The organism is Flavobacterium sp. K77 (assembly GCF_021608205.1).
Lineage (GTDB): Bacteria > Bacteroidota > Bacteroidia > Flavobacteriales > Flavobacteriaceae > Flavobacterium > Flavobacterium turcicum.
Genome location: NZ_JAKIHO010000007.1, coordinates 115,426 through 128,936, shown reverse-complemented (window position 1 = coordinate 128,936; position 13,511 = coordinate 115,426). Strand labels below are relative to the sequence as shown.

The 13,511-nt window shown below is 36.1% G+C and carries 17 protein-coding genes; 13 read left to right on the top strand and 4 right to left on the bottom strand.

Going from position 1 to position 13,511, the window contains the following annotated elements:
- Positions 1 to 48: 48 nt before the first annotated feature.
- The 11 genes from cdd to L1S34_RS12910 all read left to right on the top strand — a co-directional run bounded on the left by cdd (position 49) and on the right by L1S34_RS12910 (position 9,049).
- Complete coding sequence (gene cdd / locus L1S34_RS12960; protein ID WP_236364352.1) at positions 49 to 531, top strand: cytidine deaminase; 483 nt, start codon at positions 49 to 51, stop codon at positions 529 to 531.
- A 143-nt stretch (positions 532 to 674) separates the two neighbouring features.
- Positions 675 to 1,673 carry a pyruvate dehydrogenase (acetyl-transferring) E1 component subunit alpha gene (pdhA, locus tag L1S34_RS12955; RefSeq protein ID WP_166137981.1) on the top strand — a complete coding sequence of 333 codons (999 nt, stop codon included), beginning with the start codon at positions 675 to 677 and terminating at the stop codon, positions 1,671 to 1,673.
- A 7-nt stretch (positions 1,674 to 1,680) separates the two neighbouring features.
- On the top strand, positions 1,681 to 3,318 hold the full coding sequence (locus L1S34_RS12950) for a pyruvate dehydrogenase complex dihydrolipoamide acetyltransferase (RefSeq protein WP_236364351.1): 1,638 nt from the start codon (positions 1,681 to 1,683) through the stop codon (positions 3,316 to 3,318).
- A gap of 87 nt (positions 3,319 to 3,405) precedes the next feature.
- Positions 3,406 to 4,086: a Crp/Fnr family transcriptional regulator gene (locus tag L1S34_RS12945; RefSeq protein ID WP_236364350.1), complete on the top strand. Its 681-nt coding sequence runs from the start codon at positions 3,406 to 3,408 to the stop codon at positions 4,084 to 4,086.
- A gap of 78 nt (positions 4,087 to 4,164) precedes the next feature.
- The gene (locus L1S34_RS12940) at positions 4,165 to 4,770 is read left to right on the top strand and encodes a peroxiredoxin-like family protein (RefSeq protein ID WP_236364349.1); all 606 of its coding nucleotides are present in this window, start codon (positions 4,165 to 4,167) and stop codon (positions 4,768 to 4,770) included.
- Entirely contained in the window at positions 4,767 to 5,147 is a 381-nt protein-coding gene (locus L1S34_RS12935) for a DoxX family protein (RefSeq protein ID WP_166137993.1), read from the top strand. Before L1S34_RS12940 ends, L1S34_RS12935 begins: the two co-directional genes overlap by 4 nt.
- Before the next feature lie 43 nt (positions 5,148 to 5,190).
- Complete coding sequence (locus L1S34_RS12930) at positions 5,191 to 5,643, top strand: DinB family protein (protein ID WP_225872946.1); 453 nt, start codon at positions 5,191 to 5,193, stop codon at positions 5,641 to 5,643.
- Positions 5,631 to 6,341, top strand: a complete 711-nt coding sequence (locus L1S34_RS12925; RefSeq protein ID WP_166137999.1) for an NRDE family protein — start codon at positions 5,631 to 5,633, stop codon at positions 6,339 to 6,341. The genes L1S34_RS12930 and L1S34_RS12925 overlap by 13 nt, the downstream gene beginning before the upstream one ends.
- A gap of 10 nt (positions 6,342 to 6,351) precedes the next feature.
- Positions 6,352 to 7,386 (top strand): D-alanine--D-alanine ligase, encoded by a 1,035-nt coding sequence (locus L1S34_RS12920; RefSeq protein WP_236364348.1) that lies wholly within the window; start codon positions 6,352 to 6,354, stop codon positions 7,384 to 7,386.
- A 3-nt stretch (positions 7,387 to 7,389) separates the two neighbouring features.
- On the top strand, positions 7,390 to 8,046 hold the full coding sequence (locus L1S34_RS12915; protein ID WP_236364347.1) for a hypothetical protein: 657 nt from the start codon (positions 7,390 to 7,392) through the stop codon (positions 8,044 to 8,046).
- A 28-nt stretch (positions 8,047 to 8,074) separates the two neighbouring features.
- Entirely contained in the window at positions 8,075 to 9,049 is a 975-nt protein-coding gene (locus L1S34_RS12910; protein ID WP_236364346.1) for a M20/M25/M40 family metallo-hydrolase, read from the top strand.
- Here the strand turns inward: L1S34_RS12910 and L1S34_RS12905 are convergent, their stop codons facing one another.
- Positions 9,050 to 9,619 (bottom strand): GNAT family acetyltransferase, encoded by a 570-nt coding sequence (locus tag L1S34_RS12905; RefSeq protein WP_236364345.1) that lies wholly within the window; start codon positions 9,617 to 9,619, stop codon positions 9,050 to 9,052.
- A gap of 126 nt (positions 9,620 to 9,745) precedes the next feature.
- Between L1S34_RS12905 and L1S34_RS12900 the strand changes: the two genes are divergently transcribed.
- Both L1S34_RS12900 and L1S34_RS12895 read left to right on the top strand, forming a co-directional pair.
- On the top strand, positions 9,746 to 10,423 hold the full coding sequence (locus L1S34_RS12900; protein ID WP_236364344.1) for an SDR family NAD(P)-dependent oxidoreductase: 678 nt from the start codon (positions 9,746 to 9,748) through the stop codon (positions 10,421 to 10,423).
- A 12-nt stretch (positions 10,424 to 10,435) separates the two neighbouring features.
- Entirely contained in the window at positions 10,436 to 11,038 is a 603-nt protein-coding gene (locus L1S34_RS12895; RefSeq protein WP_236364343.1) for a SprT-like domain-containing protein, read from the top strand.
- Here L1S34_RS12895 and L1S34_RS12890 read toward each other — a convergent pair.
- The 3 genes from L1S34_RS12890 to L1S34_RS12880 all read right to left on the bottom strand — a co-directional run bounded on the left by L1S34_RS12890 (position 11,035) and on the right by L1S34_RS12880 (position 13,466).
- Positions 11,035 to 11,796 carry an ABC transporter ATP-binding protein gene (locus L1S34_RS12890; RefSeq protein ID WP_236364342.1) on the bottom strand — a complete coding sequence of 254 codons (762 nt, stop codon included), beginning with the start codon at positions 11,794 to 11,796 and terminating at the stop codon, positions 11,035 to 11,037. The two genes, L1S34_RS12895 and L1S34_RS12890, sit on opposite strands and share 4 nt — an antisense overlap.
- Positions 11,793 to 12,542 carry an MlaE family ABC transporter permease gene (locus L1S34_RS12885; RefSeq protein WP_236364341.1) on the bottom strand — a complete coding sequence of 250 codons (750 nt, stop codon included), beginning with the start codon at positions 12,540 to 12,542 and terminating at the stop codon, positions 11,793 to 11,795. Before L1S34_RS12885 ends, L1S34_RS12890 begins: the two co-directional genes overlap by 4 nt.
- A 66-nt stretch (positions 12,543 to 12,608) precedes the next feature.
- Positions 12,609 to 13,466 (bottom strand): glycosyltransferase, encoded by an 858-nt coding sequence (locus L1S34_RS12880; RefSeq protein WP_236364340.1) that lies wholly within the window; start codon positions 13,464 to 13,466, stop codon positions 12,609 to 12,611.
- Positions 13,467 to 13,511: the final 45 nt, after the last annotated feature.

Below are 13,511 nucleotides of genomic sequence, written 5' to 3'. Positions count from 1 at the left end.
TCATTCCGAGTAGTCGAATGAAATTTGGATTTTTTTTCCTTACAAAAAATGAAAACAATTGCAATTACAACAGAATTTAATGTGTTTGATGCGCCAACTGATTTACCTGCTCTAGTTCAGGAATTGATGGAAAAAGCTGTCGAAGCACGAAAAAATGCCTATGCCCCTTATTCACAATTTAGAGTAGGTGTTGCGCTGCTGTTAGACAATGGCGAGATAATTACTGGGTCTAATCAAGAAAATGCAGCATACCCATCGGGACTTTGCGCAGAGAGAGTTGCCATTTTTTATGCTGGTGCAAAATATCCGCAGGCAAAAATAATGCAAATGGCCATTACTGCAGCTTCTGATACGAATCAAACTACAGCGCCAATTCCACCATGTGGATCCTGCAGGCAGTCTATTGCAGAGTACGAAATCAAACAAGAGGTTCCAATAGAAATATATTTTATGGGTGAAATAGGAGCAGTATATCAATCAGATTCTCTCAAAAATCTACTGCCCTTTATGTTCGATAAAAAATTCTTGTAAAAGCGCCAAAAATTGGTGTTTATATTTTAGTTCTAGGTTGGAATGTCTTATTTTTGCATTTCGCAAATTTGTGGGAGGAAACTATTTTGCGTTATAGGTACAAATTGATAACACAATAACACTTTAGCAAAAGAAAAAGTCAGATGAAAGAAGTTACAAAAGAAGTATATTTAAAGTGGTATGAAGATATGCTGCTTTGGAGAAAGTTTGAGGATAAGCTTGCCGCTTTATACATCCAACAAAAAGTTAGAGGATTTCTACATTTATACAACGGTCAAGAAGCTGTATTAGCAGGGGCTTTACATGCTATGGATTTGACAAAAGATAAAATGATTACAGCTTACCGTAATCACGTACAGCCAATTGGTATGGGCGTTGATCCAAAAAGAGTAATGGCAGAACTTTTAGGAAAAGTAACTGGTACTTCAAAAGGTATGGGTGGTTCAATGCATATTTTTTCTAAAGAGCATGGTTTTTACGGAGGTCATGGAATTGTAGGTGCTCAAATTCCAGTAGGTGCTGGATTGGCTTTTGCTGATAAGTATTTTAATACTGGTGGAGTAACATTAACTTATTTTGGAGATGGTGCTGCACGTCAAGGTTCTTTGCACGAGGCATTTAACATGGCTATGTTGTGGAAACTTCCTGTGGTTTTTATCGTAGAAAATAACGGATATGCAATGGGGACATCTGTAGAGAGAACAGCGAACCATACTGATATTTGGAAATTAGGTCTAGGATACGAAATGCCATGTGGTCCTGTTGACGGAATGAATCCTGTAAAAGTAGCAGAGGCAATGACAGAAGCAATTGAAAGAGCACGTCGCGGAGATGGTCCAACGTTTTTAGAAATGAAAACTTACCGTTATAGAGGGCATTCTATGTCAGATGCGCAATTGTACCGTTCAAAAGATGAGGTTGAAGAGTACAAAAAAATAGATCCAATTACACAAGTTTTAGACATAATCAAAGATGAAAATTATGCTACTGCCGAAGAAATTGAAGCAATTGATCAACGCGTAAAAGATTTAGTAGAGGAATGTGCAACATTTGCTGAAGAGTCGGATTATCCGCCAATACAACAATTGTATGACGTAGTATACGAACAAGAAAACTATCCTTTTATACCTCATAAACTATAAATCAATTATGGCAACAATAATCACAATGCCTCGTTTGAGCGATACTATGACGGAAGGAACCGTAGCAACTTGGCTTAAAAATGTAGGTGATAAAGTAAGCGAAGGAGATATTCTTGCTGAAATTGAAACAGATAAAGCAACAATGGAATTTGAATCTTTTAATGAAGGGATTCTTTTACACATAGGCATACCAGCTGGGGAAACTGCTCCAGTTGACTCTTTGCTTGCTATTATTGGTAAAGAGGGTGAAGATATTTCAGCTTTATTAGCTGGTGGTACAGCGGCTCCAGCTGTTGAAGCAGCACCAGTTGCTGAAGCAACTCCAGTTTCGGAAGAAGTTAAAACAGAAGTAGCAACACCTGCAACGACTTCATTACCAAAAGGAGTAGTAGTGGTTACTATGCCTCGTTTAAGCGATACTATGACCGAAGGTACTGTAGCTACTTGGTTGAAAAAAGTAGGTGATGTGGTAGCTGAAGGTGATATTTTAGCCGAAATCGAAACCGATAAAGCTACAATGGAATTTGAGTCTTTCAACGCAGGTACGCTTTTACATATCGGAATCGAAGAAGGAAGTACTGCTGCAGTAGATAGTTTGTTAGCTATTATTGGCCCAGCAGGAACAGATGTTAGCTCATTGGCAGGAAATTATACTCCAGGTGCAGCAGCAGTAACCGCTGAAACTCCAGCAGCAGAAAAAACTCCAGAAGTTGAAGCTCCCGCAGCAGCTCCAGTTGCTCAAGAAGCAGTTGCAGGTCAGCGTATTTTGGCTTCGCCATTGGCAAAAAAAATAGCTAGCGATAAAGGCATTCAATTGAACCAAGTAAAAGGTTCAGGTGAAAATGGTCGAATCGTTAAAAGTGATGTTGAAAACTTTAGTCCAGCGGCAGCCACGCCAGTTGCTCCAGTTGCAACTACCGTTGAAACAGTAACTACACCAAAAGTAGTTGTTCCAGCAGGTGAAGTGATGACAGAGGAAATCAAGAATTCGCAAATGCGTAAAATTATCGCAAAACGTTTAGCGGAATCTTTATTTACAGCACCACACTATAATTTAGTTATTGAAGTTTCTATGGATGATGCGATGGCTTCAAGAGCAGTGATCAATACTGTTCCTGATACAAAGGTTTCATTTAATGATATGGTGATTAAAGCATGTGCTTTGGCATTGAAAAAACATCCAAAAATTAACTCTCAGTGGAAAGAAGATGCAATTACTATCAACCACCACGTAAATATTGGAGTAGCAGTTGCGGTTGAAGACGGTTTGGTTGTTCCTGTATTGAAATTTACAGATGCAATGAGCTTATCTCAAATTGGAGCGAGTGTAAGAGATCTTGCCGGAAGAGCTAAAAACAAAAAACTAGGTCCACAAGAAATGGAAGGAAGTACCTTTACGGTTTCTAACCTTGGAATGTTTGGTATAACTGAATTCAATTCAATTATCAATCAGCCTAACTCTGCTATTTTATCAGTAGGAGCAATTGTAGAAAAGCCAGTGGTAAAAAATGGTCAAATTGTAGTAGGTAACACAATGATGTTATCTCTTGCATGTGATCACCGTACTATTGATGGTGCTACAGGAGCGCAGTTCTTGCAAACATTAAAACAATATATCGAAAGCCCAGTTACCATGCTGGCGTAAGTATTAAATATTACAAAATAAACCCTTTCTAATTTCGGTTAGAAAGGGTTTTGTTTTTTTAATACATTTACATAAAAGCAAACAAGTATGTCCGAAGAGTTGAAATATTGGTATCTTAGAGATCATAAATTGTTCCGCACATTGAGTTTTATGCAAATCAAACAGCTTTGTATTGTGACTGGTTTTAAAAAAGCTCAAAAAGGAGAAGTTATTTATTTTTCATCATCCGATGTTCCACGAATTTATTTACTCAAAAAAGGAAATATTAAGATTGTCGCCATTGATGATGATGGTAACGAAACGATTAAAGATATCATCCAAAAAGGTGACTTGTTTGGGGAACTTTCATTAGAATCAGATAGTCAAAATAACGAGTATGCAAAAGTTTTATCAGATGATGTGGCAATTTGCAGTTTTTTGATTTCTGATTTTGAGGAATTGTTGCTGAAAAATCCAAGTTTAGCACTCATTTATACTAAGTTTGTTGGTTTAAAAATGAAACGTATTAAGAACAGTTATGCTAATTTGATTTCCAAAGATGCTAAAACTCGTTTGTTACAATTTTTGAAAGATTGGATTGCAAAAGAAGGGAAGATTGTAGGAGATACCGTTATTCTAGAAAATTATTTGACCCAAAACGATATTGCTCAAATTATTTGTACCTCAAGGCAAACAGCCACGCAATTACTGAATGAATTAGAAGCAAATGGCATCATAAGTTATAGTCGCAAAGAAATTGTAATTCACAACAGTCTGGCTTTTGCCTAAATTGTAATCAACTGCAATCTAGCTGACAATTACATGTTAAAGGTGTTTGTATTTTTACCAAGTAAAAAATCAAATACTATGAAAAAGATCATTGCCTTAGTTATTATTATCAGTAGTTTTTCTGTTCAGGCGCAAACGGAATTGCCCAAATCAGCAACTGAAATTGCTCCATTGTTAATTGGAGAAAAAATCCCATCTGTCAGTTTAAAAACAGTAGAGAATAAACTTGTAAACTTGCAAGACTTATTTGCAAAGCAAAAAACAATTGTCTTGGTATATCGCGGTGGTTGGTGCCCGTATTGCAATGCGCACCTGGCAGCTATGGGTGAGGTCGAAGAAGACTTACTTGCATTAGGTTATCAAATTATAGCAATTAGTCCCGATGCTCCAGAAAACTTACAGAATACAGAGGAAAAGCAAAAACTAAATTACATGTTATTGTCTGATAGTGATGGCCTTTTTTCAAAATCAGTTGGAATTGCTTTTCAAGCTCCAGAAAACTATAAAAATACCATTTCAAAAGGTTCTCTAGGTACAAATAAATCTTTTTTGCCAGTTCCAGCTCTTTTTATCCTAAACAAAAAAGCAGAAATCGAGTTTGAATATCTAACACCAAATTTTAAAACTCGTATCTCAACCGAATTGTTGATTGCTGTTGCGCAGGCTTTACAGTCTAAATCATGAAAGACTGCACTTTTGTTTGGTTGTTGAGATTAATTGTAGCTATAATTTTTCTCCAAACACTCTATTTCAAATTTAATGCTAGTCCAGAGTCAGTTTATATTTTTTCTGCTTTGAATATGGAGCCTTATGGTAGGATTAGCATTGGTGTCGCTGAATTACTTGTTGCTGTATTTCTTCTAATGCCTAGGACCTCATTAGCGGCCGCGATAGGAGGAACGTGTATTTTGCTTGGCGCGATTTTTGCTCACCTTTTTGTCCTTGGAATCGAGGTGAAAAATGATGGTGCGACGCTTTTTATTTTGGCGTTAATTGCCTTTCTTTGTTGTGCTACTTTGGTGGCAAAAGAAAAGAATAAATTAATAAATTGGTTCAATTAGTAAATATATGTTATTACCTTCAATACAAAATAGCTTAAATGAGTTGACGGACTTACTCCAACAATTGTCCCAAACGGAGTATTCTCAAGCCTGCCCAGAGTTAAGCAATGCTACAATCGGTGAGCACACGCGTCATATAATCGAGATGTTTCAGTGCCTCGAGAATCAATATGAATTAGGGTGTGTTAATTATGATAATAGAGCTCGCAACACACGTATTCAAACCGACACACAGTTTGCAATAGAGAAGATCATTGCCATTCAGGAAAATTTGGATCGTGAAAATAAAGACATGGAATTGTTACAAATAATCGATGGCGAGGAAATACGTATTAGTACTAATTATCACAGAGAATTACTTTATAATTTAGAACATTGCATTCACCATCAAGCGTTGATAAAAGTGGCTATTTTGCAGTGTGAAACCGTGAGTATTGATCCTAATTTTGGCGTTGCCAGATCCACTATCGAATATAGAAATCAATGTGCACAGTAAGTTTTGTAAAAACGGAAGATAGTATCATTATTACATCTAATCGAGACGAAAAAATAATCAGACCAAGTGCCATACCGCCACAAAGTTATCGTGTTAATAGTCAAAATTTAATTTATCCTAAAGATCCAAAAGCAGGCGGAACTTGGTTTGCAACTAATGAAACAGGTGCTGTTCTTGTTTTGCTTAACGGTGCTCAGGAAAAACACCAAGTACAATTGCCATATCGCAAAAGTCGCGGTTTAATTGTGTTGGATGTGATTAGCGCTTCTTCACCACGAGCATCTTGGGATGTTATAGATTTAGATCAAATTGAACCGTTTACATTGGTGTTGTTTCAAGATGAACAATTATGGCAATTACGCTGGAATGGCTCCGAAAAAGAAACGATATCACTAAACATTAATCAACCTCATGTTTGGTCTTCCTCAACCTTGTATCCTTCAGCCGTACGTGAGGAACGGGCGCAATGGTTTCATCAATATATGAATGAAAAGCAGCAGGTTTTAGCAAACGACATGTATCAATTTCATAGGTACACGCACAACGACAATCAAGAAAATGGTTTGGTAATTAATCGTAATGATGAGATGCAAACCTTAAGTATTACGCAAGCGTTCTTACAACAGAATAAGGTGAGTGTATTGCATTATGACTTGATCACAAAAGAGGATTTTACCACCTCATTTATCACCGTCTAAATTTTAAATTTTGAAACTATTTTTTCATAAACTTACCCATTGGGAATACTGGCCTTTTCTGATTGTTTACATCCCAATTTATTTTTTGTGGTCGTACTATGCCATTAAAGCCAAATCTATTTTTTTCTTTAATGCTTCCAATCCGACTATCAAAAATGGCGGTTTTATGATGGAGTCTAAAAAAGAAATTTACGACATTATTCCTCAACAATATTACCCAATTACAATTTTGGTAACTGAGGGTACACCTACAACAGAAGTTCAAGATTTAATAGAAAATAATCAAATTCAATTTCCGCTAATCGCAAAACCAGATATTGGTTTGCGTGGCGGTGGTGTAAAAAAAATCGAGTCGGTTACTGATTTGAATGAATATGCTACCAAGGCCAACTTTGATTATTTGGTTCAAAATTTAATTCCATATTCTGAGGAAGTAGGAATTTTTTATGTGCGCTATCCGCATGAAAAGTTGGGTAGAATAACTGGAATTGTTTCTAAAGAATTTCTAATCATTACGGGCGATGGTAAATCGACTATGGAGGAATTGATCAAACAAAATCCGCGTTACGAGTTACAATTAAAAGTTTTAAAGCAGGAGTATGGAACACAAATGCAAGAAGTAATTCCGCTAAACGAAAAAGTAAATCTTGTTCCGTACGGTAACCATGCCAGAGGTGCAAAATTTGTTGATGGCAGCCATTGGATAACTCCGCAATTAACGCAGGCTATTAACGAAATGTGCTTGCAAATTCCTGGTTTTTATTTTGGGAGGTTGGATATTATGTACAACACGATGGCCGAATTACAAGAAGGGAAAAATTTTGCCGTGGTAGAATTGAACGGTGCCGCAAGTGAGCCTACCCATATTTACGATCCAAAGCATTCCATCTTTTTTGCTTGGAAAGAACTCGCACGACACATTACCTACATGTATGAAATTAGTGTTGCCAATCATAAAAATGGTGCGTACTACTTGTCTCACAAAGAAGGGATGAAAGAATATCGCTTACACTTGGAGCAAAGTAAAAAGATTGCTAATTTTTAAATCATGAAAATCGTAAAAAATATTCTAGTTGGGTTTTTGGTCAGTTTTGTAGGCTCGATTCCGTTGGGATATTTAAATTTAGTAGGTTTCGAAATTCACCGCAGCCAAGGATTACTATCTTTGATATGGTTCCTGTTAGGCGTTGTTTTGGTCGAAGGTTTTGTGATTTTTTATACCTTGAAATTTGCGCAGCGATTGGTTGAAAATCTAAAGTTGATGCGTTATATTGACTATTTCGCTGTTCTTTTTTTGCTGCTAATAGGATATTCATTTTACGCTGGCTCTCAAGCTTCGAGTGATAACCAAAGTGTTTTGGGAACTTATTTGCACTATTCTGCGTTTCTAATTGGCGTATTTTTAAGCGCTTTTAATTTTTTACAAATACCATTTTGGACGGGCTGGAATTTATACCTAATGAATGGTAAATATATTTCAGTAGGAAATAAGCTTAAACTGTTTTACATTGCAGGTACATTGCTCGGTACCTTTTCAGGAATGTTGGCTTTAATTTTGGTATTAAACCAATTATCAACACATACTAGTGATTATTCTAGTTACATTTTTCCTGTTATAATTCCACTTTTTTTTGTGATTTTAGCCATTTTTCAAATGTTTAAAGTTTACAAGAAGTATCATAAAAAGGAAAGTACCAAGTCATAAAACAACAAAAAAACTAATTTTAAAAACTATGAAAAAAAACATCGTCACATTTGCAGCGGCAGCTTTTACTCTATTAGTTGCTCCAGCTGTTTTGGCACAACAAAATGCAGTCGATACAAAGTCAACTGTCAATTATCAAGTTAAAGCAGATGAAGTTGCTGCTACTTTAAAATTTTTAGCTTCGGATGAATTGGAAGGTCGCGAAACTGGACAGATTGGTTTGGTTAAAGCAGCTGATTATTTGGAGAAAATTTTAAAAGACAACAATGTAAAGCCTTATTTTACCTCGTACAAAGATACGTTGAGTACTTTTAAAGGAACGGCTTTTAATGTTGTTGGGTACATCGAAGGAACTGATGCCAAATTAAAAAATGAGTTTATCATTTTGAGTGCGCATTACGATCACATTGGTATTACCAAAAAAGGAGTTAACGGCGATTTTATTAATAATGGTGCCAATGACGATGCCTCTGGTACGACTGCAGTAGCCGAGATGGCTAAATATTTTAGTCAGGCTAAAAATAACAAACGCAGTGTTTTGTTTGTGTTTTTTGCCGGCGAAGAAAAAGGTTTGTTGGGCTCGAAACATTTAGCCAAAAAACTTAAAACACAAGGATTCAATTTGTACGCGCATTTTAATATTGAAATGATTGGTGTACCTATGAAGAGAGACTATTTGGCTTATATAACTGGTTTCGACAAGTCGAACATGGCGACTAAAATCAATGAGTACACGGGTAAAAACACCATCGGTTTCTTGCCAAAAGAGGCAGAATACCAATTATTTTTCCGCTCTGATAACTACTCTTTTTATGATTTATTTAAAGTGCCTTGTCATTCGGTAAGTACATTTGACTTTGAGAATTTTGAATATTACCATCATGTTGCCGATGATTTTAAAGCGATGGATATTCCTCACATGACTTCATTCATTCAAGAAATGTTGCCGGCCATTACGCAAATGGCGAACACGCCTACGCAAGAAATGAAAATGTTGAAATAATCATTTTAATTCATTTTGCATATCGTAAGCTAGAATGTAATACGAATTGGTATTGTATTCAAATTCGCTTATAATACTCCAATTTAGTTTTTCAGTATGTGCTTTTGTTGATGGCTGATTGGCTTTGTTTATAAAAGTCAAGGCCAACGGATATTTTTGAACCATTTCGTTGCGCATTAGTTCAAACAAAGGTTTTATAATTCCGGTACCGCGGTACTCTTTATGAATACAAATGGGGCCATACTGAAAACTATTTTGAAAATCTACATTTTTATTTGCAAAAGTCAACTGCGTAATCAAGCTACTCATGTAGGTAAATATTGGCCATTGCTGGTAAAATTGCCAACTGCCCGCAAAAATGTATCCTACTGCACGTTTGCCTTCTTTTGCTAGAAATAACTCCTTTTTATCGATTACTGTTTTCAGTTGTTCTACCGTGAATGGTGTTGTAACGAAACCTTCTGCACGTTCTGTTTCGGATAAGTTAGTCACTAAGTATAATTCTTGTAATTCAAGTACGCTATCGATGTCTGATAGTTGTGCTTGTGCAAAAGTAAGTGATGTGTTCATAATTATAAATTGTATTTAATGACAAGAGTTAAAAATACAAAATTATCAATCATAAGCGCGACATTGCTGCCGAATTTTGTTTTGTAAACCGACTATGATTTTCTTGTTTTTGCTTATTTTTGTGGTATGAAAAATATAATTATTACTGGTACTAGTAGAGGAATTGGATTAGAATTAGCATTACAATTTGCTAAAGCAGGTCATCAAGTTTTGGCCTTGTCACGTAATATTCCAAGTGTTTTAATGCAACATGAAAACATCACCTGCTTGTCTGTTGATTTGGCTAATGAAGCATCGCTAGTTCAAGTGCAAGTGTTTTTGAGTACTTCTTGGCAACATATTGATGCCGTAATTCATAATGCAGGTAGTTTATTGTTTAAACCTTTCGCAGAAACGACGCAAGTTGATTTTGAGAACATCTATAAAGTAAATGTTTTTGGTGTGGCTAATTTGACTCGTATATGCGTTCCTTACTTGGTTAAGGGTAGTCATGTGGTAAGTATTAGTTCGATGGGTGGCATTCAAGGAAGTTTGAAGTTTGCTGGTTTAGCAGCTTACAGTTCAAGCAAAGGCGCTGTAATTACTTTGTCAGAATTATTGGCTGAGGAATACAAAGAAAAAGGCATTTCGTTTAATGTTTTGGCTTTGGGTTCTGTGCAAACAGAAATGTTAGAAGAAGCTTTTCCTGGTTATCAAGCGCCAATTCAAGCTGATGAAATGGCTAATTATATTTATGACTTTACTTTAAATGGTAACAAGTATTTCAATGGTAAAGTGTTGCAAGTTTCATCTACAAATCCATAAAATAAGTTTGTAGTGATTGAAACGTTAGCCAAATTTTTACCTGATCACGCTGTCAAACCTGCATTTGACTTGATTGTTGCGCATGGTGTTCATCTTAAAATTGTGAACGAACGTGCTACGCGTCATGGTGATTACAGAAAAGGGTTAAGCGGGAAACATGAAATTACTGTGAATGGTAGCTTAAATAAATTCAGGTTCTTGATCACTTTAATTCATGAAATTGCCCATTTGGTAGCTTTTGAAAAGTTTGGTCGAAATATCAAACCGCACGGGCAAGAATGGAAATATACTTTTCAACAGTTGATGGTGCCTTATATTAGACCGGAAATTTTCCCTAATCAATTGTTGCCATTGTTAGCCAGGCATTTTAGGAATCCCAGCGCTAGTAGCGATACCGATACAACATTGTCTTTGGCTTTAAAACAATACGATCAGGCAACAGATAAAAACTACGTTTTCGAAATTCCTTACGGGAGTGTTTTTCGAATAAAAAACGGTAAAATTTTTAAAAAGATAGCCGTAAGAACCAAACGATTTGAATGTTTAGAAATAAGTTCAGGTCGTTTGTATCTTTTTAATCCAAATGCTGAGGTGGAGCTAATTCGTTCGAACTAACTTTTTAGATAGGCTTCACGTACTTTTTTAAACAAATTCGAAGAATATACAAAGGCTACAACTGCTTCGTTATCGGTTCTAAAAATTTCTTCCTTATTTCCTTCCCAAGCTTTTAGACCGTCTTTTAAAAATAAAATTTTCTCCCCAATTTCCATTACCGAGTTCATATCGTGCGTATTAATTACAGTCGTCATATTGTATTCTTCGGTAATTTCTTTTATTAGATTGTCAATCAAAATGGCTGTGTTGGGGTCTAAACCAGAGTTAGGTTCATCGCAAAACAAATATTTCGGATTATTTACAATGGCACGTGCAATAGCAACACGCTTTTGCATTCCACCTGAAATTTCTGAAGGCAATTTGTTGTGTGCATTTACTAAAGCAACACGATCGAGAACAAAATCTACACGTTCTTTTATTTTTGAAGCATTATCTTTTGTAAACATGCGTAACGGAAAAGCCACATTTTCTGCAACTGTCATCGAGTCAAATAAGGCACTTCCTTGAAAAACCATTCCGATTTCAGTTCGTAATTCTCTTTTTTCATCATCTTCTAGGTCAGAGTAAGCACGGCCATCAAAGCATATTTGACCTTTTTCAGGTTGATGAATACCTAATAAACTTTTTAGTAAAACTGTTTTTCCAGATCCACTTTGACCTATGATAAGGTTGGTTTTTCCGGGTTCAAATGTGGTTGAAATTCCTTTTAGAATTTTAATGCCGCCAAATGATTTTTCGATATTTTTTACTTCAATCATGATCCAAGTAGCAATTGAGTTAATATATAGTTGATCAGGATGATACAAACCGAGGTCCAAACAAAAGAAACAGTACTCGCTTTTCCTACTTCTAGCGCCCCGCCTTTCATATAATATCCGTGAAATGAAGGTATGGTTGCCAGTAACATTGCAAAAATTAAGGTTTTAATGAAGGCGTAAGCAATGTGAAACGGTATAAATTCCATTTGTGTTCCCGTAATGAAATCAGTGCTCGATATAAAACCGCCGTAAACACCTGCAGTCCATCCGCCTAAAATCCCTAGGAACATTGCAATTCCTATTAAAAACGGATACAATAAAAGTGCAATGATTTTTGGGAAAACAAGATAGTTCAATGAATTGACACCCATTACCTCAAGAGCATCAATTTGCTCAGTTACTCGCATTGTTCCAATACTTGATGTAATAAATGAACCCATTTTTCCGGCCATAATAACTGAAATGAAAGTGGGAGCAAATTCTAAAATCACCGATTGGCGAGTAGCAAATCCGATGAGGTATTTTGGAATTAAAGGATTGGTTAAGTTTAAAGCTGTTTGAATTGCCACAACACCTCCGACGAAAAAAGATATGAAAGCGACAATCCCAAGTGAGTCTATAACTAAATCATCAATTTCTTTGAAAATTAATTTTTTCATTACAGACCATTTGGTTTGTTTGCTAAAAATTTCTTGTAGCATCAAGAAGTATCTTCCTATTTGCGATAAATATCGAATTAGCATCATGTTTTTACGTGTTGTATTCAGTTGGAAATAAGGTGTAAAAATACTGCATTTTTATGGGATTGCTGTTTAATTGTTGCCAAACAATTTGTCCTTCATCTTTTGCATGCGGTATTTTTGAATAAATTGGGCTTGTTCGCTTGTCACTAGTAATTGTTTTTGTGCGGCCTTAGCTTTCCAAAAACCGTTGAGGTAATCCAAAAAGAGTAATGGCTTTTTTTTCATAACTGCCAGTTTAGCTGATGCAATTGCTGTAATCCAAAAACCATATCCCAAAGTATAAAACGCTTCGCCTTGTTTGTAGCGTGCTGTTTTATCATAGCGTGCGCCTGTTGGTTTAAGGTGTTTTACGTGCAGAGATTCATCAGTAACCACTTTCCAATTATAAAATTTGCAAAGTAATTCGTCAACAGTATCCCAACCCATAGCCGGTTTAAGGCCGCCAATATCTTTGAAAGTTTGTTTTCTGTACGCTTTTAAAGCACCTCGAATGTGGTCTTTGTCGGTTAAGTTTTCAAGAACCCATTCGCCATTTTTTTCTATGTAGCAAAAACCGCCCGCCATTCCTATGCGAGCATCTGATTGAAAGTGCTGAATGATTTTTTCAAAATAGTTGGATGGAAAAATTAAATCCGAGTCGGCTTTTACTAAAATATCGTAATTGTCATCTATGTTTTCTAAACCTTTTTGAAAGGCTTGAATTACTTTACTTCCAGGCAAATGTATGTCAGCTGATTCTTTAGTCACCATTTCAAGCCAAGGATGTTTGCTTGCAAATGCTGCAACAATTTCGGGTGTTCTATCTGTTGAGCTGTCGTTGACGATGATGACTTTGGTAGGTAAAACCGTTTGATCAGCCAACGATTGAAGTGTTAACGAAATGAATTGCTCCTCGTTGTAAGTGGGAATGATGATGTAATACTGCATAATGCGCGTTTTGGCTGTACAATGATGTGGTTTGATTTTGCTTTT

Excerpts from the sequence above, each read along its gene's own strand:
- cdd (WP_236364352.1), top strand. The coding sequence starts at position 49 with ATGAAAACAATTGCAATTACAACAGAATTTAATGTGTTTGATGCGCCA.
- pdhA (WP_166137981.1), top strand. The coding sequence starts at position 675 with ATGAAAGAAGTTACAAAAGAAGTATATTTAAAGTGGTATGAAGATATG.
- L1S34_RS12950 (WP_236364351.1), top strand. The coding sequence starts at position 1,681 with ATGGCAACAATAATCACAATGCCTCGTTTGAGCGATACTATGACGGAA.
- L1S34_RS12945 (WP_236364350.1), top strand. The coding sequence starts at position 3,406 with ATGTCCGAAGAGTTGAAATATTGGTATCTTAGAGATCATAAATTGTTC.
- L1S34_RS12940 (WP_236364349.1), top strand. The coding sequence starts at position 4,165 with ATGAAAAAGATCATTGCCTTAGTTATTATTATCAGTAGTTTTTCTGTT.
- L1S34_RS12935 (WP_166137993.1), top strand. The coding sequence starts at position 4,767 with ATGAAAGACTGCACTTTTGTTTGGTTGTTGAGATTAATTGTAGCTATA.
- L1S34_RS12925 (WP_166137999.1), top strand. The coding sequence starts at position 5,631 with ATGTGCACAGTAAGTTTTGTAAAAACGGAAGATAGTATCATTATTACA.
- L1S34_RS12915 (WP_236364347.1), top strand. The coding sequence starts at position 7,390 with ATGAAAATCGTAAAAAATATTCTAGTTGGGTTTTTGGTCAGTTTTGTA.
- L1S34_RS12910 (WP_236364346.1), top strand. The coding sequence starts at position 8,075 with ATGAAAAAAAACATCGTCACATTTGCAGCGGCAGCTTTTACTCTATTA.
- L1S34_RS12905 (WP_236364345.1), bottom strand. The coding sequence starts at position 9,619 with ATGAACACATCACTTACTTTTGCACAAGCACAACTATCAGACATCGAT.
- L1S34_RS12900 (WP_236364344.1), top strand. The coding sequence starts at position 9,746 with ATGAAAAATATAATTATTACTGGTACTAGTAGAGGAATTGGATTAGAA.
- L1S34_RS12890 (WP_236364342.1), bottom strand. The coding sequence starts at position 11,796 with ATGATTGAAGTAAAAAATATCGAAAAATCATTTGGCGGCATTAAAATT.
- L1S34_RS12885 (WP_236364341.1), bottom strand. The coding sequence starts at position 12,542 with ATGATGCTAATTCGATATTTATCGCAAATAGGAAGATACTTCTTGATG.
- L1S34_RS12880 (WP_236364340.1), bottom strand. The coding sequence starts at position 13,466 with ATGCAGTATTACATCATCATTCCCACTTACAACGAGGAGCAATTCATT.